This is a genomic window from Azospirillum sp. UENF 312511 (genome assembly GCF_058780635.1).
Map to the genome: position 1 here is coordinate 328,438 of NZ_JBSNCG010000003.1, position 24,802 is coordinate 353,239.

General features: G+C 70.2%; 22 protein-coding genes. 8 read left to right on the top strand and 14 right to left on the bottom strand.

Features of this window, described 5'->3' with window-relative positions:
• Window positions 1–4 precede the first annotated feature (4 nt).
• The 3 genes from ACWPN7_RS12935 to ACWPN7_RS12945 form a co-directional block, all read right to left on the bottom strand.
• Window positions 5–871, bottom strand: a complete 867-nt coding sequence (locus ACWPN7_RS12935) for an NAD(P)-dependent oxidoreductase (protein WP_459197864.1) — start codon at window positions 869–871, stop codon at window positions 5–7.
• Window positions 872–974: 103 nt separating this feature from the next.
• The gene (locus tag ACWPN7_RS12940) at window positions 975–2,093 is read right to left on the bottom strand and encodes an NnrS family protein (RefSeq protein ID WP_149650472.1); all 1,119 of its coding nucleotides are present in this window, start codon (window positions 2,091–2,093) and stop codon (window positions 975–977) included.
• Complete coding sequence (locus tag ACWPN7_RS12945; RefSeq protein WP_103040732.1) at window positions 2,090–2,455, bottom strand: winged helix-turn-helix transcriptional regulator; 366 nt, start codon at window positions 2,453–2,455, stop codon at window positions 2,090–2,092. Before ACWPN7_RS12945 ends, ACWPN7_RS12940 begins: the two co-directional genes overlap by 4 nt.
• Window positions 2,456–2,587: 132 nt before the next feature.
• On the opposite strand from ACWPN7_RS12945, the gene ACWPN7_RS12950 reads away from it, so the two are divergent.
• From ACWPN7_RS12950 to ACWPN7_RS12965, 4 genes are all read left to right on the top strand, one after another.
• On the top strand, window positions 2,588–3,601 hold the full coding sequence (locus tag ACWPN7_RS12950; protein ID WP_103040733.1) for a zinc-binding alcohol dehydrogenase family protein: 1,014 nt from the start codon (window positions 2,588–2,590) through the stop codon (window positions 3,599–3,601).
• A gap of 138 nt (window positions 3,602–3,739) precedes the next feature.
• Window positions 3,740–4,159: a winged helix-turn-helix domain-containing protein gene (locus ACWPN7_RS12955; protein ID WP_103040765.1), complete on the top strand. Its 420-nt coding sequence runs from the start codon at window positions 3,740–3,742 to the stop codon at window positions 4,157–4,159.
• 108 nt (window positions 4,160–4,267) lie between these two features.
• On the top strand, window positions 4,268–4,924 hold the full coding sequence (rpe, locus tag ACWPN7_RS12960; protein WP_459197865.1) for a ribulose-phosphate 3-epimerase: 657 nt from the start codon (window positions 4,268–4,270) through the stop codon (window positions 4,922–4,924).
• A 143-nt stretch (window positions 4,925–5,067) separates the two neighbouring features.
• A complete protein-coding gene (locus ACWPN7_RS12965; protein ID WP_014240033.1) occupies window positions 5,068–5,325 on the top strand; it encodes a GlsB/YeaQ/YmgE family stress response membrane protein in 258 nt (85 codons plus the stop codon).
• Window positions 5,326–5,420: 95 nt separating this feature from the next.
• On the opposite strand, the gene ACWPN7_RS12970 is transcribed toward ACWPN7_RS12965, so the two are convergent.
• The 3 genes from ACWPN7_RS12970 to ACWPN7_RS12980 all read right to left on the bottom strand — a co-directional run bounded on the left by ACWPN7_RS12970 (window position 5,421) and on the right by ACWPN7_RS12980 (window position 7,622).
• Window positions 5,421–6,200, bottom strand: a complete 780-nt coding sequence (locus tag ACWPN7_RS12970; RefSeq protein WP_459197866.1) for a PhyR family response regulator anti-anti-sigma factor — start codon at window positions 6,198–6,200, stop codon at window positions 5,421–5,423.
• Window positions 6,201–6,394: 194 nt separating this feature from the next.
• Window positions 6,395–6,796 (bottom strand): thermonuclease family protein, encoded by a 402-nt coding sequence (locus ACWPN7_RS12975; protein ID WP_459197867.1) that lies wholly within the window; start codon window positions 6,794–6,796, stop codon window positions 6,395–6,397.
• A 127-nt stretch (window positions 6,797–6,923) separates the two neighbouring features.
• Window positions 6,924–7,622 (bottom strand): SOS response-associated peptidase, encoded by a 699-nt coding sequence (locus tag ACWPN7_RS12980; RefSeq protein WP_459197868.1) that lies wholly within the window; start codon window positions 7,620–7,622, stop codon window positions 6,924–6,926.
• A gap of 140 nt (window positions 7,623–7,762) precedes the next feature.
• Here ACWPN7_RS12980 and ACWPN7_RS12985 point away from each other — a divergent pair, with 140 nt between their 5' ends.
• Together ACWPN7_RS12985 and ACWPN7_RS12990 are read left to right on the top strand one after the other, a co-directional pair.
• Window positions 7,763–10,081: a xanthine dehydrogenase family protein molybdopterin-binding subunit gene (locus tag ACWPN7_RS12985; RefSeq protein WP_459197869.1), complete on the top strand. Its 2,319-nt coding sequence runs from the start codon at window positions 7,763–7,765 to the stop codon at window positions 10,079–10,081.
• A 129-nt stretch (window positions 10,082–10,210) separates the two neighbouring features.
• Entirely contained in the window at window positions 10,211–11,008 is a 798-nt protein-coding gene (locus ACWPN7_RS12990) for an EAL domain-containing protein (protein WP_103040736.1), read from the top strand.
• A gap of 5 nt (window positions 11,009–11,013) precedes the next feature.
• Here the strand turns inward: ACWPN7_RS12990 and ACWPN7_RS12995 are convergent, their stop codons facing one another.
• On the bottom strand, window positions 11,014–11,337 hold the full coding sequence (locus tag ACWPN7_RS12995; RefSeq protein ID WP_144243480.1) for a hypothetical protein: 324 nt from the start codon (window positions 11,335–11,337) through the stop codon (window positions 11,014–11,016).
• Between the two features lie 181 nt (window positions 11,338–11,518).
• A complete protein-coding gene (locus ACWPN7_RS13000) occupies window positions 11,519–14,866 on the bottom strand; it encodes a maltotransferase domain-containing protein (RefSeq protein WP_459197870.1) in 3,348 nt (1,115 codons plus the stop codon).
• A gap of 244 nt (window positions 14,867–15,110) precedes the next feature.
• Here ACWPN7_RS13000 and ACWPN7_RS13005 point away from each other — a divergent pair, with 244 nt between their 5' ends.
• Window positions 15,111–15,938, top strand: coding sequence for a polyphosphate kinase 2 family protein (locus ACWPN7_RS13005; RefSeq protein WP_014240025.1), 828 nt, complete (start codon window positions 15,111–15,113; stop codon window positions 15,936–15,938).
• A gap of 116 nt (window positions 15,939–16,054) precedes the next feature.
• Window positions 16,055–17,017: a polyphosphate kinase 2 gene (gene ppk2, locus ACWPN7_RS13010; RefSeq protein WP_198129148.1), complete on the top strand. Its 963-nt coding sequence runs from the start codon at window positions 16,055–16,057 to the stop codon at window positions 17,015–17,017.
• Window positions 17,018–17,038: 21 nt separating this feature from the next.
• Here ppk2 and ACWPN7_RS13015 read toward each other — a convergent pair whose 3' ends face one another.
• From ACWPN7_RS13015 to ACWPN7_RS13040, 6 genes are all read right to left on the bottom strand, one after another.
• Window positions 17,039–18,787: a chloride channel protein gene (locus ACWPN7_RS13015; protein ID WP_492273309.1), complete on the bottom strand. Its 1,749-nt coding sequence runs from the start codon at window positions 18,785–18,787 to the stop codon at window positions 17,039–17,041.
• 151 nt (window positions 18,788–18,938) lie between these two features.
• A complete protein-coding gene (locus tag ACWPN7_RS13020; RefSeq protein WP_451991714.1) occupies window positions 18,939–20,144 on the bottom strand; it encodes a hypothetical protein in 1,206 nt (401 codons plus the stop codon).
• Window positions 20,145–20,304: 160 nt separating this feature from the next.
• Window positions 20,305–21,012 (bottom strand): ABC transporter ATP-binding protein, encoded by a 708-nt coding sequence (locus ACWPN7_RS13025; protein WP_459197871.1) that lies wholly within the window; start codon window positions 21,010–21,012, stop codon window positions 20,305–20,307.
• Entirely contained in the window at window positions 21,012–22,679 is a 1,668-nt protein-coding gene (locus ACWPN7_RS13030; protein ID WP_492273310.1) for a branched-chain amino acid ABC transporter ATP-binding protein/permease, read from the bottom strand. The genes ACWPN7_RS13025 and ACWPN7_RS13030 overlap by 1 nt, the downstream gene beginning before the upstream one ends.
• A gap of 64 nt (window positions 22,680–22,743) precedes the next feature.
• Complete coding sequence (locus ACWPN7_RS13035; protein ID WP_456511440.1) at window positions 22,744–23,628, bottom strand: branched-chain amino acid ABC transporter permease; 885 nt, start codon at window positions 23,626–23,628, stop codon at window positions 22,744–22,746.
• 7 nt (window positions 23,629–23,635) lie between these two features.
• Window positions 23,636–24,790, bottom strand: coding sequence for an ABC transporter substrate-binding protein (locus ACWPN7_RS13040; RefSeq protein WP_459197873.1), 1,155 nt, complete (start codon window positions 24,788–24,790; stop codon window positions 23,636–23,638).
• Window positions 24,791–24,802 lie beyond the last annotated feature (12 nt).

The following is a 24,802-nucleotide window of genomic DNA, read 5'->3' on the forward strand; positions in this document are numbered from 1 at the left end:
TTTCTCAGCCCTCCTGCGGGTTGCCGGCCAGCCGGTCGAAAATCCGGGCGAGCGCGCCGTCGCCCTCGCGCCCCAGCCCAACCGCGGCGGCCATGGTGAAGAGTTGCAAAGCCGAGGCGGCCAAGGGCGTCGGCACCGTCAGCCGCCGCGCGGCGTCCATCACGTTGCCCAGGTCGGCCCCGACGATGCTTAGCGGCCGTTGCGAGGGGATGTGGAAGGGACCGGCGGCGAGGATCTCGGCCAGCCGCTGCGGATCGACCCCGGCGCGGACGCCGAAAGCCGTGGCCTCCGCCACCGCAGCGGCGTGGATGCCGGTCAGCATCTGCTCCACCGCCTTCACGGCGGAGCCCTGCCCATGCTCGGTGCCGACGCGGTGCAGCGTGCCCGACGCGGCCGCGATCAGGTCCGCCGCTCGTACGAAGGCGTCTTCGGGGCCGGAGGCCATCACCACCATGCGCCCCTCGGCCGCCCGCACCGGCCCGCCGCCGACCGGTGCGTCGAGCATCAGCAGGTCCCGCTCGGCGAGGCGGCGGCCGATGGCGGCGGCCATGTCCGGCGGGACGCTGGTGGAGAGGACGACCACGCCGCCCTTCGGCAGGGTGCCGGCCACGCCCTCGGCGCCGAACAGCACCTCCTCAGTCTGATCCGCCGTGGCGACCAGGACGATGACGCGATCCACCCGGCGCCCGACGTCGGCGGGCGATCCCGCGGCCTCCCCGCCATGGGTGACGAGGCTCATGCATTTGGCGGCGTCGAGGTCGCAGCCGACGACCCGGAAGCCGGCACGGAGCAGCGACAGCGCCACTCCCATGCCCATGGAGCCGAGCCCGACGACGCCCGCGCTGCGGACCGGTTCCAACGCATCGCTCATGATCCCCCCTGCGGACGCGTCCGCGTCTCCCCGTGGCCCGTTAGCAATGGCCGTTGCTTCGGAGTGTCGGGGGCGCGGCGGGGAGCGTCAAGCGGCGGATGTTTCACGCCCTGATCCGCTTCGGGACGCGCAGCAGCACCCACAGCACCAGAAGATGCGCCGCCATCCAGGCCAGCGCCGCCGCGGGCATCAGCAGGTCCGGCGCCGTGCTGGCCGCGGCGACGCGCAGCGCGGCGGACAGGCCGACCAGGGCGATGGCGGCGGTGGCGGGCCGGGAGAAGTCCGGCGGCAGCGCCTCGCGCTGCAGGGTCGCGCGCACCATCATGGAGGCCGCCAGCGTGCCCAGCGCGCCCGCCCCGATCACGTGCCAGCCCGCCCCGCCGGTCAGCGGAGCCAGCCGCTCCACTCCCAGGAACAGCCAGCCGAGCCCGAGCCAGCCGTAGCCCAGATGCAGACTCCACAGGTCCGGACGCTTCAGCACGGCACCCGTCCGCCAGCGCGCCAGACGCGCCCAGGCGGTCACCCCGGCCAGCGCGGCGCCCGCCGCCCCGATCCAGGCCAGCGGGCCGGTCGTCAACCCGGCGGCCACGGTCAGGGCGGCCAGCACCGCTCCGGCGACACCGGCCCATTCCAGGCGCGGCTGCACCCGCTCGACCAGCGTCCCGCCCTGCTTGCGGACTTCCCCCGCCGTGGCCGACGGGATGATGCGCCCGCCCATCACCAGCATCAGGATGCCGACGAGATGAAGCGCGAACAGGGCGCCCGTCCGCCCGCCGTCGCCGCCCCACCAGACCAGCGCCTCGGCCAGCGCGAAGGCGCCGATCACCGGGCCGAACAGCCTGTTGTGGCCGCTCTTGGCGGCGCGCAGGAAGGGCACGCCGGCGATCACGAAGAGCGCCAGCGGATAGGCCAACGCCAGCGGTGCCGCGACCTCCGGCGGCAGGCCGCCCAGCACCGCCAGCCGCCCGGCCAGCCACGCGGCGAAGGCGACGGTCAGCGCCATCCCGGACGGTCGCGTCAGCAGGAAGCCGCCGACCACCGCCAGCGCGTAGCCCATCAGCATCTCGTGGGCGTGCAGCGCCGGGGTCCAGCCGATGCCGAGCCAGCCGAAATAACCGGCCACCCACAGCGGCACGCTGAGCGCCCCATAGAGCGCGGCGGCGGGAAAGAACAGGCGGTGCCCCCACGGACGCTGCGGGGGCGGCGGGACGAAGGCGCTCATGCGGCGACGACAGCAGAAGCGGTGGTGACGGGGCGCAGATGCTCCTCGCCCCAGGCCTTCAGCGCCAGGATGATCGGCTCCAGGCTCCGCCCGCGCGGCGACAGGCTGTATTCGACGCGCGGCGGCACCTCCGCATAGACGGTGCGGACCAGCAGCCCGTCCGCCTCCAGCTCGCGGAGCTGGGTGGTCAGCATGCGCTGGGTGACGTTCGGCACGCGGCGACGGATCTCGTTGAAGCGCAGCGTGCCGTCCAGCAGATGGTAGAGGATCAGCCCCTTCCACTTCCCGCCGATGAGGGCCAGAACACCCTCCACCGGGCAGCCCGGCGAGCAGTCCAGGTTGGCGTGGGGAACGCGGGCCATGACGGTATCCTTTTCGACACTATGTGCGTTTCATGTGCATTCTTGCGCCCCGGTGCTGCAAGGCGCAAGTCTGTCGGCAGAGCACACCACGCCGCAACAAGCACCCAACAACAAGCACAAGGACTTCAGGCCATGCGCGCTGTCGCCTTCACCCAATCCCTGCCCATCGACGCCCCCGACGCCCTGATCGACGTCGAGCGCCCCCGCCCCGAACCCCAGGGCCGCGACCTGCTGGTCAAGATCGAGGCCGTCTCGGTCAACCCCGTGGACACCAAGGTCCGCCGCAACATGCCGCCCGCACCGGGCGCCATGAAGGTGCTGGGCTGGGACGCCGCCGGCACCGTGGTCGCCGCCGGTCCGCAGGCCACGCTGTTCAAGCCGGGCGACGCCGTCTTCTACGCCGGGGCCATCGACCGCGACGGCACCAACGCCGAGTTCCATCTGGTGGACGAGCGCATCGTCGGGCCGAAGCCGGCCAGCCTCGACTTCGCCCAGGCCGCCGCCCTGCCGCTGACCAGCATCACCGCGTGGGAAGCCATGTTCGACCGGCTGGACGTGCGGCGTCCGGTGCCGGGGGCGGCCAACGCCATCCTGATCGTCGGCGGGGCCGGCGGCGTCGGTTCCATCGCCATCCAGCTCGCCCGGCGGCTGACCGACCTGACGGTCATCGCCACCGCGTCCCGTGAGGAGACGCAGGCTTGGTGCCGCGATCTGGGCGCCCATCACGTCGTCGACCACCGCAAGCCGCTGGCCGCCCAGGTGGAGGCGTTGGGCATCGGCGCCCCCGCCTTCGTCTTCTCGACCAACGACACCGGCGCCCACCTGCCGGAGATCGCCGCCCTGATCGCCCCGCAGGGCCGCGTCGCGCTGATCGACGACCCGGCGGGGCTGGACGTCATGGTGCTGAAGCGCAAGAGCGTGTCGCTGCATTGGGAGTTCATGTTCACCCGGCCGGTGTTCGGCACCGCCGACATCGACGCCCAGCACGCGCTGCTCAGCGAGGTGTCGCGCCTCGTCGACGCCGGCACCGTCCGCACGACGCTGGCCGAGACGTTCGGCACCATCAACGCCGCCAACCTGACGCGCGCCCACGCCCTGCTCGAAAGCGGGCGGGCCAAGGGCAAGATCGTGCTGGCCGGCTTCTGAACCCCTCCTTGCCTTTTGGGCGGGGGACGGCCAGTCTCCCGTCCCAAGGGAGCGGAGCGGAGAAGCGGGAATGGCCGGGGTGAAGTGGCTCGGATGCCGGAAGCGGGCCGGCGAGACCGGTGCGTCTTGGGCGGCGCCATGACCCGCCTGCGCATCCGCATCGACTTCGACACCGGCGGCTCGGTCGGGCCGGGCAAGATCATGCTGCTGGAGCGGATTCGGGAAACCGGTTCCATTTCCGCCGCGGCGCGGACGTTGGACATGTCCTACCGCCGCGCCTGGCTGCTGGTCGACGACCTGAACCGCATCTTTGCCGAGCCGGTGGTCTCCGCCGCGGTGGGCGGCAAGCATGGCGGCGGGACCGCGCTGACCGCCTTCGGCGAGCGGGTGATCGAGCATTACCGAGCGGTGGAGCGCGATGCCTTCGCCGCCACCACCCCCCGGCTGGAGGCGTTGGAAGGGATGCTCAACGCCGGGTATGGCGCGGGAAGCGACCCGGCGGACGACGGCAGCTTCTCCGGCGACCCTGGGCTGAAGCCCGGCTGCAAGCCGGCCTGACGGTTCTTCCAAACGGCGAGAGGGGTTGGGGCGACGGGGGAGCCGTGGTATGGGAAGGCGGATTTTCCACCGCCCTTTCCCGCATCGCTCACGCCAAGGATTTCCGCCATGCGCCCGGTCAAGATCGCCCCGTCCATCCTCTCCGCCGATTTCGCCCGGCTGGGCGAGGAAGTGCGCGCCATCGATGCGGCGGGCGCCGACTACATCCACATCGACGTGATGGACGGCCATTTCGTCCCCAACATCACCATCGGCCCGGCGGTGGTGAAGGCGCTGCGCCCGCACACGGCGAAGCCCTTCGACGTGCATCTGATGATCTCCCCGGTGGACCCCTACATCGCCGCCTTCGCGGACGCCGGCGCCGACATCATCACCGTCCATCCGGAAGCCGGCGCGCACGTCCACCGCACCATCCAACTCATCAAGTCGCTGGGCAAGAAGGCCGGCCTGTCGCTGAACCCGGCCACCCCGCTGGAGGCCGTCGACTATCTGCTGGAAGACCTCGACCTCGTCCTGGTCATGACGGTCAACCCCGGCTTCGGCGGGCAGAGCTTCATCGCCAACCAGCTTCCCAAGATCCATGAGCTGCGCCGCCGCATCGACGCGCTGGGCAAGCCCATCGACCTCCAGGTGGACGGCGGCATCAACGGCGAGACCGCCCGCATCGCCATCGAGGCGGGGGCCAACGTTCTGGTCGCCGGAACCGCCACCTTCACCGGCGGGCCGGACCGTTACGCCGCCAACATCCGCGCTCTCCGGAGCTGATCTCCGGCCCACCCCTCTCCCTCCCGGCCATGCTCCAGGTGGGTTTATCCGCAAGAGGGTCCTCCTTCGGGCAGAACCAAACGCCGTTCTGGGCGTTATGGCTGCGTGGGATCGAGGACATCGATACTGGAGGGAGAGAGGTTATGGGTATTCTGTGGACGATCATCATCGGCTTCCTGGCCGGCATCGTCGCCAAGTTCCTGATGCCGGGCCGTGATCCGGGCGGCTTCATCATCACCACGCTGCTCGGCATCGCGGGTGCCTTCGTCGCCACCTATCTGGGCGAGGCCGTGGGCTGGTACCGGGCGGGCGAAGGGGCCGGCTTCATCGGCGCCATCGTCGGCGCCATCATCATCCTGGCCATCTACCGCATGATCGCCGGGCGCCGGACCACCGTCTGAGACTGCGGCACACCACACCGCACACGCAAAGGGCGGCCCGACGGGGCCGCCCTTTCGCTTTTCCATACGGACCGCAGATCACCGGATCGCAGTTGTTACGCCAGGGCAACCGGGCTCGGCATGAAGACCGCGCGGGAGATCGCCGCCTGGATCGCCTCGTTGGTGAAGGGCTTGCGGACAATCTGGCCGAGATGGCGGGCATCCGCCTCCTCCAGGTCGCCGTCGAAGGCCGTGACAAAAATGGTCCGCATGGCGCGCTTCTGGCGCAGCCGGCGGGCGACCTCGACCCCGCTGCCGCCGTCGGCCAGCCGGACGTCGAGCAGGGCCAGCGTCGGCTTCTCGGCCTCCAGCAGTTCCAGGGCCTCCTGCTCGTTGTTGGCGGTGCCGCAGACGACGTGGCCCATGTCGGTGACCAGCGAGCCGATCTCCATCGCCAGGATCGGGTTGTCCTCGACCACCAGAACCCGCTGGGTCAAGGCGTTGCGCACCTTGTCGCGGGCGACCGTCAGCCGGTCGTGGCCCTCGGGCGCGGGGATCTGCAGCACCTGGGCGGCCTCGGGAACCGTCAGCCCCTCCAGCGTGATCAGCAGATACATGCGCCGCTCGCCTTCCGGCAGGGATGCCAGCGCCCGTTCGATGGGGTGCGGCGACGGGGCCGGCAGCCCGTCCCCGTCCTCGTCGAACAGCAGATTCAGCAAGGCGTAGAGCGGCACCCGCGCGCCCGCTTCCAGCCCGAAGCGGGACGGGGCCATCACGGCGACCTCGACGCAGCGCGTCACGAGATCGTCACCGCGTTCGGTCGCTCCGGTCAGCGCGCGCGCGTAGCGGCGCAGGTAAGGGAGATGATCGTAAAGCTGGCGTGCGTAGACTCGCATGACCCGTTCTTCCGCGCCGGTGGGTGGGTCCGTCCGGCCTTCGGCACCGAGGGGCGCTGGCCGGTCGGCTTGATTCATAACTTGTTAACACTCTGAAACACTATCACGCCCCCCAAGGAGGGCGAACCGAAAAAAAGGCCGAGTCCCCCTTCCCCCGTTGGCAGAGGCCACATGGCCGAACCGCATCGCTGGGCCTACCGCGCCTGCTCCCGCTGCTGGCGCGACCGCCACTGCCAGGGCTTCTCCACCTGCCCCGCCCACAGGCCCAGCCGGCGGCTCTGCGCGAAGGCCTCGCTGGAGGCGTAGGCCGGCGACAGGCCGCGGTAGGCGAAGGCCCAGCCGCGCGCCACCATGGCCGCCCCCAGATCGACGCCGAGCACCCGGCATTCGCCCAATTGCTGGCCGTTGCGGTCGCGTTCGGCGATGGTGCAGGTCACCTCCTGGTCCTTGATCAGGCTGGCCAGCACCGCGGTGGCGATGCGGAAGCAGTCCAACTCATGCCCGTACCGGTTCCGGCATTTCTGCCCGACGTCGGGGGCGTCGATCCCCATCAGGCGAACCGGCGTGCCCTTGATGGACAAGGTATCGCCCTCCATGGCGACACCCTGTCCTTTTAACGTTTCATTGGGGGTGTTGGCGACCTTGCCTTTGGTCGTCCCTCCCTGGGCATACACCGTTCCGGTTGAGCACAGGACGAGAAGCGCCACCAAAGGAGCGAGCCACTCAGAACAAGGTCGGCGCGTCATCGGGCGGTGCATCGTCCAAGGGAGCCGCGCACGCCTCGTCGTCGTTGCGCACGTTGTTGACGCGCGGTCCCACCGGATGGGCCTCCAGCAGCGCGTCGGGCGCCGGCTTCAGCAGCCCCTCCAGCACCGGCAGCGGGGCGGCGGGGTCCAGCCACAGGTCCCAATTCGTCTCGTCGAGGATCACCGGCATGCGCTCGTGCAGCGGCTTCAGCACCGCGTTGGCCGTGGTGGTGACGATGGTCAGCGTCTCCAGGGGGTCCGCGGGGGCCGGGCCGCCCTTCGGGCCGTTCCAGCGCTCCCACAGGCCGGCGAAGGCGAAGGGCGCGCGGTCGCGGCGGCGGATGGCGTAGCCCTGCTTGCGCTTGCCCTCCGCTTTCCACTCATAGAATCCGTCCACGGGGACGAGGCAGCGCCGCTTGCGGAACGCTTCCCGGAAGGACGGCTTCTCGGCCAGCGTCTCCCCGCGCGCGTTGATCAGCCGCGCGCCGATGGACGGGTCGTCCGCCCAGAAGGGCACGAGGCCCCAGCGCAGGGTGACCAGATGGCGCCCATCCTCCTCCCGCCGCACGGCGGGCACCGGCTGGGTGGGAGCCACGTTCCAGCGGGGCTGGAGGTTCGGCAGTTCGGGGAAGCCGAACAGCCGCTGAACCTCCGCGGCCGGCGTGGCGAGTATCATGCGTCCGCACATGGCCTAAGAATAGGTGGCCCAGCGCCCCCACGCCACCGCCGGCTTATGCCCAACCGAGGGTTTTCGCCGGCCAAGGCTCCGCCTATCTTCTCCGGGTGTCTCTCCACGCCATAGGAAAGCCCCGCCCCATGATGAAGTTCGGCATCGGCCAGCCGGTCCCCCGTACCGAAGACGCGCGCCTGCTGACCGGCGGCGGGCGCTACACCGACGACGTGTCGCTTCCCGGCCAGACCTACGCGGTCTTCGTGCGCTCCCCTCACGCCCACGCCGACATCCGCGGGATCGACGCGGTGGAGGCGGCGGCGCAGCCGGGGGTGCTCGGCGTCTTCACCGTCGCCGACCTGGAGGCGGACGGCATCCAGCCGATCCCCTGCGCCGCGGCGCTGACCCAGCGCGACGGCTCCCCCTACGTCGCCCCGCCCCGCCCGGCGCTGGCCAAGGGACGCGCGCGCCACGTCGGCGATCCAGTCGCCGTGGTGGTGGCCGAAACGCTGGACGCCGCCCGCGACGCGGCGGAGCTGGTGATGGTCGATTACGACGACCGGCCCGCCATCGCCGGCACGGCGGAGGCGCTGGAGGCGGGCCGCCCGCAGGTGTGGGAGGAGGCGCCGGGCAACCTCTGCTTCGACTGGGAACAGGGCGAGGAAGAGGCGGTTGAGTCGGCGATTGCCAAGGCTGCCCGCGTGGTGGAGCTGGAGATCGTCAACAACCGCGTCGTCGCCAACCCGATGGAGGGCCGCGCCTGCCTCGCCGCGGTGGAGGCGGAGACCGGCCGGCTGGTCATTTACGTCACCAGCCAGGGCGTGCACGGGCTGCGCAAGCAGTTCGCCCAGCTGTTCGGCCTGCCGGAATCGAAATTCCGCGTCGTCACCACCGACGTCGGCGGCGGCTTCGGCATGAAGCTGTTCAACTACCCGGAATATATGGTCTGCCTGTTCGCCGCGCGGCGCCTGAACCGGCCGGTGAAATGGGCGGCGGAGCGGACCGAGGGCTTCCTCAGCGACGACCACGGGCGCGACCATGTCAGCCGCGCCCGGCTGGCGCTGGACGGCGACGGGCGCTTCCTCGGGCTGCGGGTGGACACGGTCGCCAATCTGGGGGCCTACCTGTCGAACTACGGCCCCTTCATCCCGACCGACGCCGGATCGGCGATGCTCGTCGGCTCCTACACCACACCGGCGGTCTATGTGCGGGTGAAAGGCGTCTTCACCAACACCCAGCCGGTGGATGCCTACCGCGGCGCCGGTCGTCCGGAGGCGGCCTATCTGCTGGAACGGCTGATCGATCATGCCGGGCGCGTCACCGGCCTCGGACCGGCGGAGATCCGGCGGCGCAACTTCATCCCACCCACCGCCATGCCCTACGCCACGCCGATGGGCCAGACCTACGATACCGGCGAATTCGAGCAGAATCTGCGCGACGGGCTGGAGCTGTCCGACCACGCCGGCCTGCCCGCCCGCAAGGCGGCGGCGAAGGCGCGCGGGAAGCTGCGCGGGGCCGGAATCGCCACCTACATCGAGGCCTGCGCGGGCGGCGGCGCGGAGCAGGCCACCGTGCAGGTCAACGGCGACGGGCGCATCGTCCTGATGATCGGCACCCAGACCAACGGCCAGGGCCACGAGACCGCCTACAAGCAGATCATCGCCGACCGGCTGGGCGTCCCGCCGGAGGATGTGGAGGTCGTGCAGGGCGACACCGACCGGGTGTCCTGGGGGGCCGGCACCGGCGGCTCCCGCTCCGTCCCGGTGGGCGGGGCGGCCCTGGCCGAGGGCGCGGCGCGCGTGGTGACCAAGGCGACCGAGGTCGCCGCCGACCTGCTGGAGACCGCCGCGGTGGACGTCGAGTTCGTCGAGGGCCGCTTCAGCGTCGTCGGCACCGACCGCAGCGTCTCCTTCAAGGAGGTGGCCGCCAAAGCGGCGGCGCAAGGCCCCATCGCCTTCACCGAGGTCGCCCGCTGGACCCCGCCCGCCAACACCTTCCCCAACGGTTGCCACGTGGCGGAGGTCGAGGTCGATCCCGACACCGGGGTGGTCGAGGTCGTCGGCTACACCGTCGTCGACGATTTCGGGACGGTGGTGAACCCGCTGCTGGTCATGGGACAGGTCCATGGCGGCGTCGCCCAGGGCATCGGGCAGGCGCTTCAGGAGCGGGTGGTCTTCGACCCGGACAGCGGCCAGCTGCTCAGCGGCTCCTTCATGGACTACCAGATGCCGCGCGCCGTGGACGTGCCGGACATCCGCATCAAGCTGAACTGCGTGCCCAGCACCACCAACGCGCTGGGCATGAAGGGCGCCGGCGAGGCCGGGGCCATCGGCGCGCCGCCCGCCGTCATCAACGCCCTGGTGGACGCGCTGTCGGACTATGGAATCGACCACATCGACATGCCGGCAACCCCTCTGTCCGTATGGACCGCGATCCAGACGCATAGTAAAGCCGCTGCGGAATGACGAAGAACGGAGTAACGACGTCATAGGCCTTATTTCCAAACCCGATGTCACACCTTGCGTCGAATAAATTTGAGACAATATACGTGCTATAATGAATTAACATAGAATCACCCCAAGAGAGAAACGGGCATGACGGCGGAGCGGATCAGGGGCGGCGGGTGCGGCGGGCAGTGCACCGAGGGATTGGGATTCGACTTCACCATGGCCTTTCAGCCCATCGTTGATGTCGGTGATGGGCCCGGCGGCGGGCGGCCTTGGGCGCATGAGGCGCTGGTGCGCGGCCTCGACGGCCAGGGGGCCGGCTGGGTGCTGGGCCAGGTGACCGAGGCCAACCGCTACGCCTTCGACCAGGCCTGCCGGGTCAAGGCGATCGAGTTGGCCGCCAGCCTCGGCATGGGCCAGCAGCCCGACACCCGGCTGTCGATCAACTTCCTGCCCAACGCCGTCTACCAGCCCGAAGCCTGCATCCGCGCCACGCTCGCCGCCGCCAAGCGCACCGGCTTCCCGCCGGAGCGCATCATTTTCGAGGTGACGGAAAACGAGCGGGTCGTCGACGGCGCCCATCTGAAGTCGATCTTCACCGAATACAAGCGCCAGGGCTTCCACACCGCCATCGACGATTTCGGATCGGGCTATTCCGGCCTGAACCTGCTCGCCGAGTTCCAGCCGGACATCATCAAGCTGGACATGGAGCTGACCCGCTCCATCGACACCGACCGCACCCGCCGCAGCATCGTCAGCGCGATCCTCACTGTGTGCCGCGATCTGGGGATCACCCCGGTGGCCGAGGGCATCGAAACGCCCGGCGAGGCGAGGGTACTGCGCGATCTGGGGATCACGCTGATGCAGGGCTATCTGTTCGCCCGCCCGGCGGTGGAACGGCTGGAGGCGACGCCCGTCATGGACTTCGAATTGGCGGTGGCCTGAGCGGACTACAGCATCCGCGGGCGGCGCACCGCCCGCGGCCGCGGGGCGGCGTAACGCCCCCTTTGCTCTGTCGCGAGGGTCAGCGCCTCGTGCGCGATCAGGCGGCGGTAGTCACCGTCCACCCGCGAGAACATGGCGAAGGCGAATTTGACGGCGTCGGGGGTGGGGCTGGTGGCGGCCTCGCGGAGCGCGTTGCGCAGCATGCGCAGCTCCAGCACGCCTTTGACGCAGATGCGCTCGACCGCCTGAGCCAGGATGTCGATCGAACACAGGGACGCCTCGTCGTCGAGTCGGTACTGCACCCGTCCCTCGCCAGGAAGAACCGTCACGGACCGGCCGGGTTCTAGCTTGGGCTGGGCGGGAATGCCAGAGTTTCGGTGAGGCGGTGGTGTGGGGAGTGGTTGCGGCGAGCCCCCCTCCCGACCTCCCCCCGCTGCGCAGGGGGAGGAGTTAAGCCCTCCCCTGCAAAGCGGGGGAGGGTTTGGGTGGGGGCCCTACGCTCCCCCCTTCTCACCGCCCCGGCGGGCGGATGCGCCAGATCGCCGCCGGGTTCTGTTGCGGGTCCAGCCAGACATGCTGGAACTTGCCGATCCAGGTGAAGCGCTGGCCGGTGAACAGATCCTCCACCTGGACATGGGCGCCATCGTCCAGCCCCAGTTCCCACAACGGAACCTCGATGGTGCCGCCATGGCCGTTGTGCGGGTCGAGGTTCACCGCGATCAGGATCACGTTGTCCCTGCTCTCCGTCATCTTGCCGTAGAGCAGGATGTTGTCGTCGTAGGCGTTGTAGAACTTCAGGTTCGTGAACTTATGAAGCGCCGGGTTCTCCGCGCGGATCCTGTTCAGCCGCGTCACGTAATCGACGATGTTGCCGGGCTTGTTCCAATCCCAGTGCCGGATCTCGTATTTTTCGGAGTGGTTGTACTCCTCCTTGCCCGGATAGGGGTCGGCCTCGCAGACGAAATACGGGGCATAGAGGCCGTAGACGCCCGACAAGGTCCCGGCCAGCACGGCACGCATCATGTGGGCGGGCCGTCCGCCATGGACCAGGATCGGCGGCAGGATGTCCGGCGTGTTGGCGAAGAAGTTGGGCTGCATATAGTCCTTGGACTCGCCCTGGGTCAGCTCCGTCAGATACTCGGTCAGCTCCGCCTTGGTGTTGCGCCACGTGAAGTAGCTGTAGGACTGGGTGAAGCCGATCTTCGCCAGCCGCCGCATCAGCTTGGGCCGGGTGAAGGCCTCGGCGAGGAACAGCGCGTCGGGGAAGCGGTCCTGCACCTCGCGGATCATCCACTCCCAGAAGGGGAAGGGCTTGGTGTGCGGGTTGTCGACGCGGAAGATGCGCACCCCCTCGTCGCACCAGAACAGCACCACGTCGCGCAGCGCGTACCACAGGTCCGGGTAGGACTCGCGGTAGAAGCTGACGTTGACGATATCCTGGTACTTCTTGGGCGGGTTCTCGGCGTAGCGGATCGTGCCGTCGGGGCGCCAATAGAACCACTGCGGGTGCGACTTGATCCAGGGATGGTCGGGGGAGCACTGGACGGCGAAGTCCAGCGCGATCTCGATCCCGTGCCGCCGCGCCTCCTTGACCAGCCGGCGGAAGCCCTCGAAGTCGCCGATCATCGGGTCGATGTCGGCGTGCCCGCCCTCCGAGGCACCGATGGCGTAGGGCACGCCGGGATCGTTCGGGCCGGGGTTCAGCGTGTTGTTGCGCCCCTTGCGGAAGCTGCGCCCGATCGGGTGGATCGGCGGGAAATACAGCACGTCGAAGCCCATGCCCCGGATGAAGGGCAGCATGTTCGACACGTCGTCGAAGGTGCCGGGCCGCGACGGGTCCGGGGAGGCCGAGCGCGGGAATATCTCGAACCACGCCGAATAGCGGGCCGCGGTGCGGTCCACATAGACCTCCAGATCGCAGCCGTAGCGGGACAGATACTGCCGCTCCCCATATTTGGCCATGGCTTGGCGCGGCTCGTCCGACAGGGCGTAGGCGGTCAGCTCCGCCCCCTGCAGGCTGTTCATCCGCTCGACCACCCGCTCCAGCGCGGCGCGGCCCTCGCCCTCGTTCAGCCCAACCGCGTGTTCGACGAAGCGGCGGCCCTCGATCAGCTCCAGCCCGACGTCGAGACCGGCGTCGTTCTTCTTCTTGAAGTCGGCACGCCAGCTCTCCCAGACGTCGCGCCACGCCAGGATGCTGTACTGGTAGCGCGTGTTGCGGGTCAGCGGCAGCTTACCGATCCAGCGGTCGTTGTCGAAGAAGGTCATGGGCACCTCGCGCCATTCCTCCTCGTCGACCGGGCGGTAGGTGACGGCGGCGCCGAGCACGAAGGTGCCGTCGGTGTAGATGTCCGCCCACACCTCCATCACGTCGCCGACCACCCGCTTGACCGGGAAGCGTCCGCCGTCCAGTTCCGGATAGACGTTCTCGATGGTGACGCGGCGGGAGGCCAGCTCGTCCATCCAAGCGCGGGTGGCGGAGTCGTGCTCCGCTCCGCGCTCGCCCAGATGGTTCAGCTCGATGGGGCGGCTCTGCGCCGGGCGGGCGCGGAAGACGCGCATCTCCAGCGGGCGCAGACGCAGGTCGCGGCCCGGCTCGAAGGGCAGCGGTGCGGCCTCCGGCGTCACGTCCTCGAAATCGGCGAAGCCGCCGCCGGTGCTGGCCAGCAGCGGACCGGGGTCGATGGCGTGGGGCTGGTTCTCATCGGGGTTGATGAGCAGGACGGAACAGCCCTCCCCGCTCCCGTTGGCCCAGCCGCTGGTCTCACGGATCAGCCCGATCACCGGGTTGTGGGGCGAGGTCACGCGCCGCTGCGGCCCTTCGACGTTCAGCGCCGGGCTGTCCGCCTTCATGGCGTTGACCGCACCGATGAAGCCGGTCAGGTCCAGCTTCGGCTGCTCCCAGTCGTCCGGCGTCGTGTTCACCACGTCCAGCTTGCGGGTGAAGCCGTATTCGAACCCCACCGGCATCATCACGCCGGTCGAGAAGGAGGCGGCGAACAGGTAGTGCATCTTCAGCTGGGCGGCCAGCCGCTCGGTGTCCTGGCTGCCGACCTCCGCCGCCAGACGGTCGGTGTCGTGGCTTTCCGGAAAGGCGATGGAGGGGGCGATCCAGCGGAACTCGTCATACTGGTCGAGCAGCCAGTCGGACTTGAAGTCCCACCATTTGGCGCTGTTGAACAGGAAGTCGAAGCCCGCTCCACAGAGGTCGCGCACCTGCTCCACCGTGCAGCCCAGCGTCTCGGCGAAGAACTTGACCTCCGGATCGGCCTCGCGGGAGCGCTCGATCAGCGTCTTCCACACCTCCGCCGGGATCTGGTAGGCGGCGTCGCAGCGGAAGCCCTTCACGCCCAGCCCGATGTAATGGCGCAGGTAGCGCGTCCAATAGTCGGTCAGCCCCGCCCGAACCTCCGCCCGCTCGTAGTCGAGCATGGCGAGGTCGCCCCAGATGGTCACCCGCGACGGGTCCACCGGGTCGACGGCGCGCGGGCTGTAGAGGTCGCCGTTGGCGTCGCGCCGGTACCAGTCCGGATGCTCGCCGACCAGGATCGCGTCCTTGGCGGTGTGGTTGATGACGAGGTCGAGCATGACCGACTGGCCGTGCCGCCCCGCCTCGGCGATGAAGCCGCGCAGCAGCTCGTCCGGATGCTCCGGCGCGCCGCCCTGGATACGGTCGTGCAGCCGGTAATAGTCCTTCACGGCGTAGAGGCTGCCGGAAAAGCCCGGATAGTGGATCGGGTTCAGGAACAGCCAGTCGAAGCCCATCCCCTGGATGCGGGGCAGATGCCCGGCCCAGTCGCGCATCGGGCCGACGAGCGTGGGAAACAGGTTGTAGATGCGCGGTCCGGCGGTGGCCATCGGGGAATTCCTCCTGGTCGGCAGCGGCACGCCAGCCGGTCGCCGCTGGTTGACAAGCGTGGCGCCTCCCGTGGATCGTCCAGAAGACCGTCACCGGCCGAAGGACCATCACCGGAAGGACCATCGCGAGGTTGCAACGCGCGCCCTGCGGGGCGCACGCGCTCAACCCCTGCGAAGCGCGAAGGTTCCGAAACCTGACACTTGGGCCAAAACACTTGGGCCAGACATTTCGAAAGGTGCGTGCATGGGCAACGGAAACGGCAAGATCCGTCTCGACAAGCTCGATATGACGGCGGAAGGCATCGGCAGCAAGGACGACTACGAACGCCGCCTCGCCAAACTCCAGAAGGACCTGCTGCACATCCAGCAGACCTACTGGCACGAGAAGCGCCGGGCCATCCTGGTGTTCGAGGGCTGGGACGCCGCCGGCAAGGGCGGCTGCATCCGCCGCCTGACCGAACCGCTCGATCCCCGCGGCTTCCATGTCTGGCCGATCGGCGCCCCGGCGGCGGACGAGCAGGGCAAGCACTACCTCTACCGCTTCTGGACCAAGCTGCCCGCCCCCGGCACCTTCGCCATCTTCGACCGCTCCTGGTACGGCCGCGTGCTGGTGGAGCGGGTGGAGGGCTTCGCCGAGAAGGAGCAATGGAAGCGCGCCTACGACGAGATCAACCAGTTCGAAAAGATGCTGACCGATGACGGGGTCCGCATCATCAAGATCTTCATGCACATCACGCCGGACGAGCAGCTCAACCGCTTCCGCGAGCGGCTGAGCAACCCCTACAAGCGCTGGAAGCTGACCGAGGAGGATTTGCGCAACCGCGCCCGCTGGGACGACTACAGCAAGGCCATCGAGGCGATGTTCGAGAAGACCTCGACCGAGGCGGCACCCTGGCAGGTCGTCCCCGCCAACTCCAAATGGCACGCCCGCCTGAAGGTCATGGAGATCGTCACCGAGGCGCTGAGCCGCGGCGTCAACGTCGCGCCGCCGCCCATCGACCTGACCGTCGCCCGGATCGCCGCGGAGGTGCTGGGCGTCCACCTGACCTTCGACGCGAAGGAGAAGGACTGACCGCCGGCGCCCTTGGCCTCGGTCACTTCGTCGCGGTGGGCGTGCGGGCGGTTGCCTGACGCGCCGGCATCTCCTAGCGTTGGTTCGCGGGTAAAACAATAAGCAGGGTGCGTTCGATGGACGAGGTCAAGACGGGTGCCGAGGCCGGGGCGGAGGACAAGCCGCGGAAGAAGCGCAAGGCGCTGAAGCTGAAGGACCTCGGGCTCGGCGTGCCGGCCACCGGCGGTGAGGTGCTGCGCGACGCCAAGGAGGTCGCGGCCATCGAATCCCACTGGCGCGGCCTCGGCGGCGGCAAGGCGGCGAAGGGCGGCAAGAAGGTCAAGTACATCGACGAACTGGCCCGCCTGCAGTTCGAGCTGATCAAGCTGCAGGAATGGGTGCGGGTCAACGGCCTGAAGGTCTGCGTGCTGTTCGAGGGGCGCGACGCCGCCGGCAAGGGCGGCGTCATCAAGCGCATCACCGAAAGCCTCAACCCCCGCGTCTGCCGGATCGTGGCGCTCGGCACGCCGACCGAGAAGGAGCGCGGGCAATGGTACTTCCAGCGCTACGTGGCGCAGCTTCCCGCCAAGGGTGAGATCGTCCTGTTCGACCGCAGCTGGTACAACCGCGCCGGCGTCGAGCATGTCATGGGCTTCTGCACCGACGCGGAGTACCAGGAGTTCCTGCGCGCCTGCCCGCTGTTCGAGGAGATGCTGGTCCAGTCCGGCATCATCCTGATCAAATACTGGTTCTCGGTCAGCGACGAGGAGCAGGAGAAGCGATTCACCGAGCGGATGCGCAACCCGATCAAGCGCTGGAAGCTCAGCCCGATGGACCTCGAATCGCGCAAGCACTGGGTCGAGTATTCCAAGGCCAAGGACGCCATGCTGGAGCACACCGACAAGAAGCTGACCCCCTGGTACATCGTCGACGCCGACGACAAGAAGAAGGCGCGGCTGAACTGCATCCACCATCTGCTGCAGCAGATCCCCTACCAGGACATCGCCCCGGTCGAGCTGGACCTGCCGCCGCGGCAGAGCGACGACGGCTACAAGCGGCCGAAGAAGTCGAAGCAGAACTGGGTGCCGGAGGTGTACTGACCACAGCCGCCAAACGGGCGGTCAGTCCCGCCCGTAGAGGCTGCGTTCCCCCAGTTCCTCGCCGCGCTGCCGCTCCAGCTCCTGGCTGTAGCGGCGCAGGGCGTAGGCCTCGGTGACGTAGCCGACGATCCGGCGGTCGGTGGGCGACGTCACGACCGGCAAGGCCTCCACCTCGGCGCTGCAGAAGCGCTGCAGCACGCTGCGCACGTCGTCGCCCGGCCGCAGGAAGTCGTCGGCGTGCTTGGCCAACTCGCCGACCGGCGTCTTTGCGTCCTCGTCGCCGAGCGACGGGTCGTGAACGGCGCCCATGTCGATGATGCCGGCGTAGGACCCGTCCGGCTCCACCGCGAAGACGGTCTTGGCGGCGCCCAGCGGGTGCAAGCGGCGCAGCGTGTCCAGGGTCTGGGTGGTCAGGATCGTCTTCACGTCGCCGCGCATCAGCCGCATCGCCGTCAGCTCCGACACCCAGCCGACGTCGTAGGCGCCGCGGATCGGCACGCCGCGCAGGTGGAAGCGCCACGTCGCGAAGGAATAGCCGAAGGCCTGCCGGACCACGGTGGTCGACACCACCACGCCGATCAGCACGCCGGACGCCGCCCAGAAATCCTGCGTCGCCTCCAGCACCAGAAGCACCATGGTGACCGGCGCGCCGATGATGCCGGCGGCCACCGCCCCCATGCCGGCCAGCACCAGCAGCATCCGGTCGAGCCCCAGCCCCGGCACCAGCAGTTCGACCACCCCATAGGCCAGCCCGCCGAACAGCCCGCCGAGAAGCAGCGAGGCGCTGAACAGCCCGCCGCGGAAGCCCGAACCGAGCGACAGGGCCGACGCGACGATCTTGGCGACCAGCAGGATCGCCATGGCCTCCAGTCCGCGGGCCAGCTGCGACGGATCGGCGCCGGGTCCGGCCCCCAGCACCTGCGGCACCGCCAGGGCCAGCGCGCCAAGAGCGAGCCCGCCCAGCGCAGGGCGCCCCCAGACCGGAATGGGCAGCGCGCGGAAACCGCGCTCGGCCACCGTCACCGCCTGCATGGCGAGGATGCTGAGCCAGCCGGCCAGGAAGCCGAGGACCCCGCAGGCGACATAGTCCCAGCCCTCCACCGCCACCGGGCGGCCGAAGAACAGGGCCGGCGACGGATCGGTCAGCCAGTGGGCCACCGCCACCGCGGCGACCGACGCCGCCCCGATCGGGGCCAGCGTGGCGATGGTGTAGCCACCCATGACCAGTTCGAAGGCGTAGAAGGCGCCGGCCAGCGGCGCGCCGTAGGCGGCGGAAATGGCCGCCGCAGCCCCGCAGCCGACCAGCGTGCGCAAATCCGCCCGCCGCAGATGGAGCTTTTGGCCAAGTGTCGAGGCAATGCCCGCCCCCGCCTGGGTGTAGGCCGCCTCCATCCCCACCGACGCGCCGGAGCCGTTGGACAGCAGGGTCGCCAGGGTCAGGCGCAGGCTGTCGATCAGGGACATCTTGCCGCCGTAGAGGGCGTTCGCCTCGACCGGGTCGACGATGTCGTTCGAGCGCCAGCGCCGCACCAGCTTCACCATCACGCCGAGCAGCAGGCCGCCGATGGCCGGCACCAGCAGGGTCCGCCAGGGGTCGGACAGCGCGGCCTCGCCCAGATCCTGCCCATGGGCGACCGAAAAGACGAAGGACTGCGTCCAGACCACGGCCTCGTGCAGCAGGGCGACGGCCAGCCCGACCCCGGCGCCGATGGCCCCGGCGAGCATCAGCACGCTCAGGACGCTGTCGCGCAGGCTCCGCCGTGTCAGCACCCTGAGGAACCGCCGGCCGGGGTTTCGTGCTCTGGTCAGGGCGCCCGCCGCATCCCCCGCGGAGCCCCGGATTCCCGTCATGTCGTCCGGCATGCCGGTCAATGTGTGCCCTGCCTCCGCGCCGTCAACCGCAGGGCGCGGTCCTACCCCCTTAGGGCTTGCCCGTCTGGGCCGGCGCCGGAGAGGCCGGCGCCTGAGCCGAAGGCTGGGCGGAAGGCGGGTTGACCGCGAGGCGGCGCAGAACCTCCGCCAGATTGTCGCGCACCTTGTCGGCCAGCCCGATGTCAGCCTCCTGCGCCTCATGGAACAGGATCGTGAACAGGCGGCCCGGCGACAGGAAGAAGGTCAGCGAGACGTGCATCTTGCCCTCCTTCATCGCGCAATCCACCGAACCGGTGCGCAGCGCCAGACCGGGCAGATCCTCGACGGCGCTGAGCGACGCGGCCGGCGTGCCGCCCTCGCAGCGCTTCTTCATGGCATCGACGTAGCCGGCGGACAGCTCCTCCAGCTTGGAGCCCTCCTCGACCATCCGCTCGCGGATGCCGCCGACGATCGGACCGATGCGCCAGGCCATGTCGGCGGGGCGCTCACCCTTCGGCACATTCTCCAGCGACACGCGCTTAACGTCGCGCACGCCGGCCGCCTTCAGCAGGTCGGCCAGCCCTTCCGGCAATTCGTCGGGGCGGGTCGCGACCTTCTTGGTGCGGGTGTCGATGGGCGGAACGGCGCCGGCCTTGTCCACGCAGGTCTTCAGGTCGGTGAGCACCTTCTTGGTGCCCTTCAGCGCGAAGGCCATGCGGTCGGCGTCGGAGGCGAAGACCACCTCCTTGCCGTTCATCAGGGCGGTGTAGAGTTCCTCGTCCTTGCCGTTGGGGATGACCAGCATGTCCGGCTTTGGCGCCAGCGCGCGGCGCTCGCGCGTCAGCTTGCCGTCGACCACGACCTTGACCTTCCACTGTTCGCCGCCCGGCAGCTCGGCGCCCGGGATGCCCATGCCGAGATTGACCTCACCCTTGACGTTGCGCGCGATCATCAGGACATGGCCGGTGTCGAAACGGCCCTCGATGGCGCAATAGGCGAACTTGCCGTCCCGGTCGCGCGACGGGCCGCCTTCCCAGCCGTCCTCAAGCTCGGCCGGCCCGGTCTTCTCGGTGGGATCGGCGGCGGCCGGAGCCGACGGCGCCGACGGAGCGACGGTGCGGGGCGCCGGCGCCGGTCCGGAGGACGGCGCCGGGTAATACATGGTCGGCGGGTTCACGGGGACCAGCTCCGCCACCTGCGCCCCATCGGCGTGGGCGGCGGCGGCGCCCAGCAGAAGAAGGGAGGAGAGTGCAGCAGCGACGGCTTTGTCCAGCATGGCAGAGGTAATCCTTACGGGCGGGGCGACGCCGGAAGCTAGCCCCGCCGTTTGGGATCGGCAAGCGCAAGACGAGAAAGTCACGACAAAGATCCCGGCCTGTTGCCGCAATGCCGAATTGCGTCCGGCGCCGCCCTCGGCAACCGGTTTCCCCGCCCCGTCAGCCGCCCAGAAACGCGTCCCGCACCGCATCGGCGGGAAGGGTGTCCACCGGCCCGTCATGGACCGCCCGGCCGAGCCGCAGCAGCACGACGCGCCCGGCGGCGGACAGGGCGCGGGCGGCGCTCTGCTCGGCGACCAGAACCGCCGTTCCGGTCGCGGCGATGGCGCGGACGGCGGCGAAGACCTCCCCGGCCAGCTTGGGCGACAGGCCGAGCGACGGCTCGTCGAGCAGCAGGACCCGCGGGCGGCCCATCAGCGCGCGCCCCACCGCCAGCATCTGCTGCTGCCCGCCGGACAGGCGCCACGCCCGTTCCTCCGCCTTGCCCTCCAACGCCGGGAACAGGGCGAAGACGCGCTCCAGGTCGCACGCGCGCTCGGTCCGGCCCAGCCAGCTCGCCACCTCCAGATTGTCGCGCACGCTCATGCCGGGGAAGACGCGCCGCCCCTCCGGCACATAGCCCAGGCCGCGGCGCACCCGCCGTTCCGGGGCGAGGGCGCCGATCTCCTCGCCCGCCAGCCGGACCCGCCCGCCCGTCGCCGGGACGAGGCCGAGGATGGCCTTCAGCAGCGTGGATTTGCCCGCCCCGTTGGCGCCCAGCAGGGCCACCGCCTCCCCGGCCGCCACGGACAGCGACAGCCGGTCCACCGCCACCGCCCCGCCATAGCCGGCGGTCAGCCCTTCCACGCGCAAGAGAGGTTCGCTCATCACGCCCCCTCCCCCAGATAGGCGGCGACCACGGCGGGATCGTTGCGCACCCCCTCCGGCGGGCCGGCGTAGAGCGGGCGGCCCTGGTCCAGGCACAGCACATGGCCGGCGAGCGGCAGCAGGAAGCCCATGTCGTGCTCCACCACCAGCAGCGCGGTGCCGGTGGCGGCGATGGCGCGCAGGTGACCGGCCAGTTCCGCCTTCTCCCCGTCGGTCAGCCCCGCCGCCGGCTCGTCGAGCAGCAGTACGGCGGGCTGGCGGGCCAGCGCGCGGGCCAGTTCCACCCGGCGGCGCAGCGCCGCGGGCAGTCCGGCACAGGGCTTCCCAGCGAGGTCCGCTGCGCCCAGCCGCTCCAGCGCCCATAGGGCGTGGGCCTCGGCCTGGGCGATCGAGCCGTCGCGCTCCAGCCGCGCCGCGGCCACGGCGGCCAGGACGCTCGCGCCCTCCGGCAGGCTCACCGCCTGGAAGGTGCGGGCGATCCCGGCGCGGGCGATGCGGTCGGGCCGCTGTCCAGCCAGGTTCTTCCCACCCATCAGCACCCGCCCGCCGTCCGGCGTCTCCAGGCCGGAGATCAGGTTGACCAGCGTCGTCTTGCCGGAACCGTTGGGGCCGATCAGCCCGGTGATGGTCCCGGCCTCCAGCGTCAGCGACACGCCGTCCACCGCCCGCACCCCGCCGAAACCCTTGGTCAGCCCTTCCACCCGCAGCAGGGGACCGGTCGGGATGACCATCTCCGGAGGTGCGGTGGGCTTGGGCAACGGCGCCGGGCGGGACGGGAACAGCCGGTCAAGCAGCCCAGTCAGCCCGTGCGGCGCCAGCACGATGGTGGCGAGCAGCGCCACGCCATAGACGATCAGATAGCTGCGCTCCAGGAAGCGGAACCACTCCGGCAGGTGGAGCAGCAGCACCGCCCCCAGGATCGCCCCGACCACCCGCCCCCGCCCGCCGACCACGGCGATGGTGAGGACGGAGACCATGACCGGAAATTCCAGCACCTCCGGCGAGACGACGCGCTGGGTGTGCACCGCCAAGGCGCCCGCCGCCCCGGCATAGACGGCGCTCAGCGCGAAAGCGGCCAGCCGCAGCCCGCCGACGTCCAGCCCCAGCGTGCCCGCGGCCAGCGGGTCGTCGCGCACCAGCGTCAGCGCCCGCCCCCAGCGCCCGCGCGCCAATCTCCAGGCGAGCAACCCGCCCAGCGCCACGAAGCCCCAGACCACCGCCGCCAGCGGCACGCCGCGCGGCACCGCCCAACCGAACAGGACGATGCCCGGCACCCCCGGCAATCCGTTGGCGCCGCCGGTCAGGCCGGGGCTGTTGACCGCCAGCAGATGGACAACCTGCGCGATGCCCAGCGTCGCCAGCGCGAAGTAATGGGATTCCAGCCGCAGCACCGGCAGTCCGACCAGCAGGGCCAGCAGCAGCGGCACCAGCAGCGACACCGGGAAGGTCGCGGCGAAGCCCCACCCCCACTGGCTGCCCAGGATGCCGGTGGCGTAGGCCCCGATTCCGAAGAAGGCGCCATGGGCCAGCGACAGCGCGCCGCCCAGCCCGAACACGATCTGGAACCCGATGGCGGCCAGCGCGTACACCCCCGCCACGGTCAACACGCGCAGCCCGTAGGGCGACGCGTACAGCAGCGCGTACGCCAGCAGCACCGCAAGCATCATTCCCTCCCCCGCCCAGCGGGGGAGGGTCAGGGTGGGGGCCAGCGCCCACAACTTGCACACGCCCTTACGCACGGCGCCGCGCCGCCTCCCCGAACAGCCCCTGTGGACGGGCCACCAGGATGACCAGCAGCGTGGCGTAGAGCAGCCCCAGCGCCACCGGATAGGACAGCACCGACGACACCCCCACCTCGAACAGCGCGATCAGCAGCGCGCCGGCCACCGCCCCGGGGACCGAGCCCCAGCCGCCGATGGTCACGGCAATGTAGGCCTTGAGGATCAGGTCGCCGCCCGCCGTCGGCGTGACGAAGTAGCGGTTGGCAAGCAGCAGCCCCGCCGCCCCGGCGAAGGCGGTGCCGAGCGCGAAGGTGATCAGGATCATCGCCGTCACCGGCACGCCGCAGGCCCGCGCCATCTCCGGGTCCTGGGCCGTGGCGCGCAGGCGCCGGCCGAGCTGGGTCCGCCCGAACAGCCATTGCTGCCCGGCGATGAGCAGAGCGGCAACGGCGATGATCGCCAGCGACTGCTCCGCCACCACCAAGCCACCGAGGTCGAGCGTCCCCCCGCTCAGCAGCGGCGGGGCCGCCCGCGGTTCCGGCCCGAACAGGGCGGAGGCGCCGTTCTGCAGGATGATGCCCGCCGCGATCGTGCTGATGAAGACCGCCACCGGTGGGCGGCGCCGCAGCGGCAGATAGGCCGCAGCCGCCAGCAGCAGCCCCAGCCCGGCCATCAGCACCAGCACCACCGGCAGCAGGAGCAGCCCGGGCAGCGGCAGATACCCCGGCAGATGCGGCGCCAGCGCCACGCCGAGCAGCCCGCCGGCCATCACGAGATCGCCCTGCGCGAAATTCACCGCCGCGGTGGCGTTCAGCACCAGCACGAAGCCCAGCGCGACCAGCGCGTAGGCCGCGCCCAGGGCGAGGCCGTTGACGAGAAGCTGCAGGGTGATCAAGGCCCGCTCACTTCACCGCGCCGGTCACCACACCGGTCAGGTTGTCGTAGCGCTTGGCGATCGCCGGCACCCGTGAGGCGCCGTCGTAGCAAACGATCACCGCGGAATGCGCCATGTTGCCCTTGCCGTCCGACCGGTAGGTCATGGCGAGGCCCTGGTGGGTCCCGCCGGACAAAGTCTTGCGCACCGCCTCCGCGCTGTCCGCGCCGCCCTGCACAGCCGCCAGCACCATGCGGATGCCGTCATACTGGCCGAGCGCGAAGGCGTCCGGCTCCGCGTTGAAGGCGGCGCGGTAGGCGGCGGTGAAGGCCTCCACCTCTGGGTTGCCGCCGGAGATCGGCGAGGCCGCCGTCTCGGCGCAGACGCCCTTCAGCTCGGCCGGCTCCAGAAGCGCCGCGGTGCTCGGCTGGTGCATGGCGGAGCCGGCGACGATCGGCACCGCCACCCCGTTGGCTGCCGCCTGCCGGATGAACAGGGCGGTCGGGCCGGAATGCAGGTGCAGCACCAGCACGTCGGGCTTGGCGGCCAGCGCCTTTGTCAGGACCGCCAGCAGATCCTTGGCGGCAGGGTCCACCCCCTCCTCGAACACCGGCTCGACGCCGAGCTTCTTGAAGGCCTGCTCCAGATGGGCCTTGCCGCTCTGCCCGTAGGCCGTCGTCTGGTAGATCACCGCCGGGCGCTTCTTGCCCAACTCCTCCGTCACGTACCGGGCGTGGGCCTCCTTGGTCACGGCGTCGCCGGGGAAGAAGCGGAAGACCCAGGGGTTGCCCTGCTCGGTGATGCTCGCCGTGCCGGAGACCGTGACCAGCGGAATGCCGTAATCCTGGGCCAGCGGCAGCATCGCCAGCATCTGCGTGCCCAGCATGCTGGCCGCCACCGCCGTGACCTTGCCGCCTGCCGCGCGCTCCAGCGCCGTGACCGCAGCCTCCGGCGAGGTGCCGGTGTCGATCACCTCCGACCGCACCGCGACACCCGCGGGCGCGTCCTTCAGCGCCAGGACGGCGCCGTTGCGCTGGCTCGTCCCCTCCAGCGACAGGAAGCCGGTCAACGGCACCAGCACGGGGACCGAGGCCTCGCCCGCCCGCGCCGCGCCGGGCAGGAGCGACGACGAAAAGGCCGCCGTAAAGACCGTTGCCGAGAGGATGGAAAGGAAGCGCCGCATGGATGTGTCTCC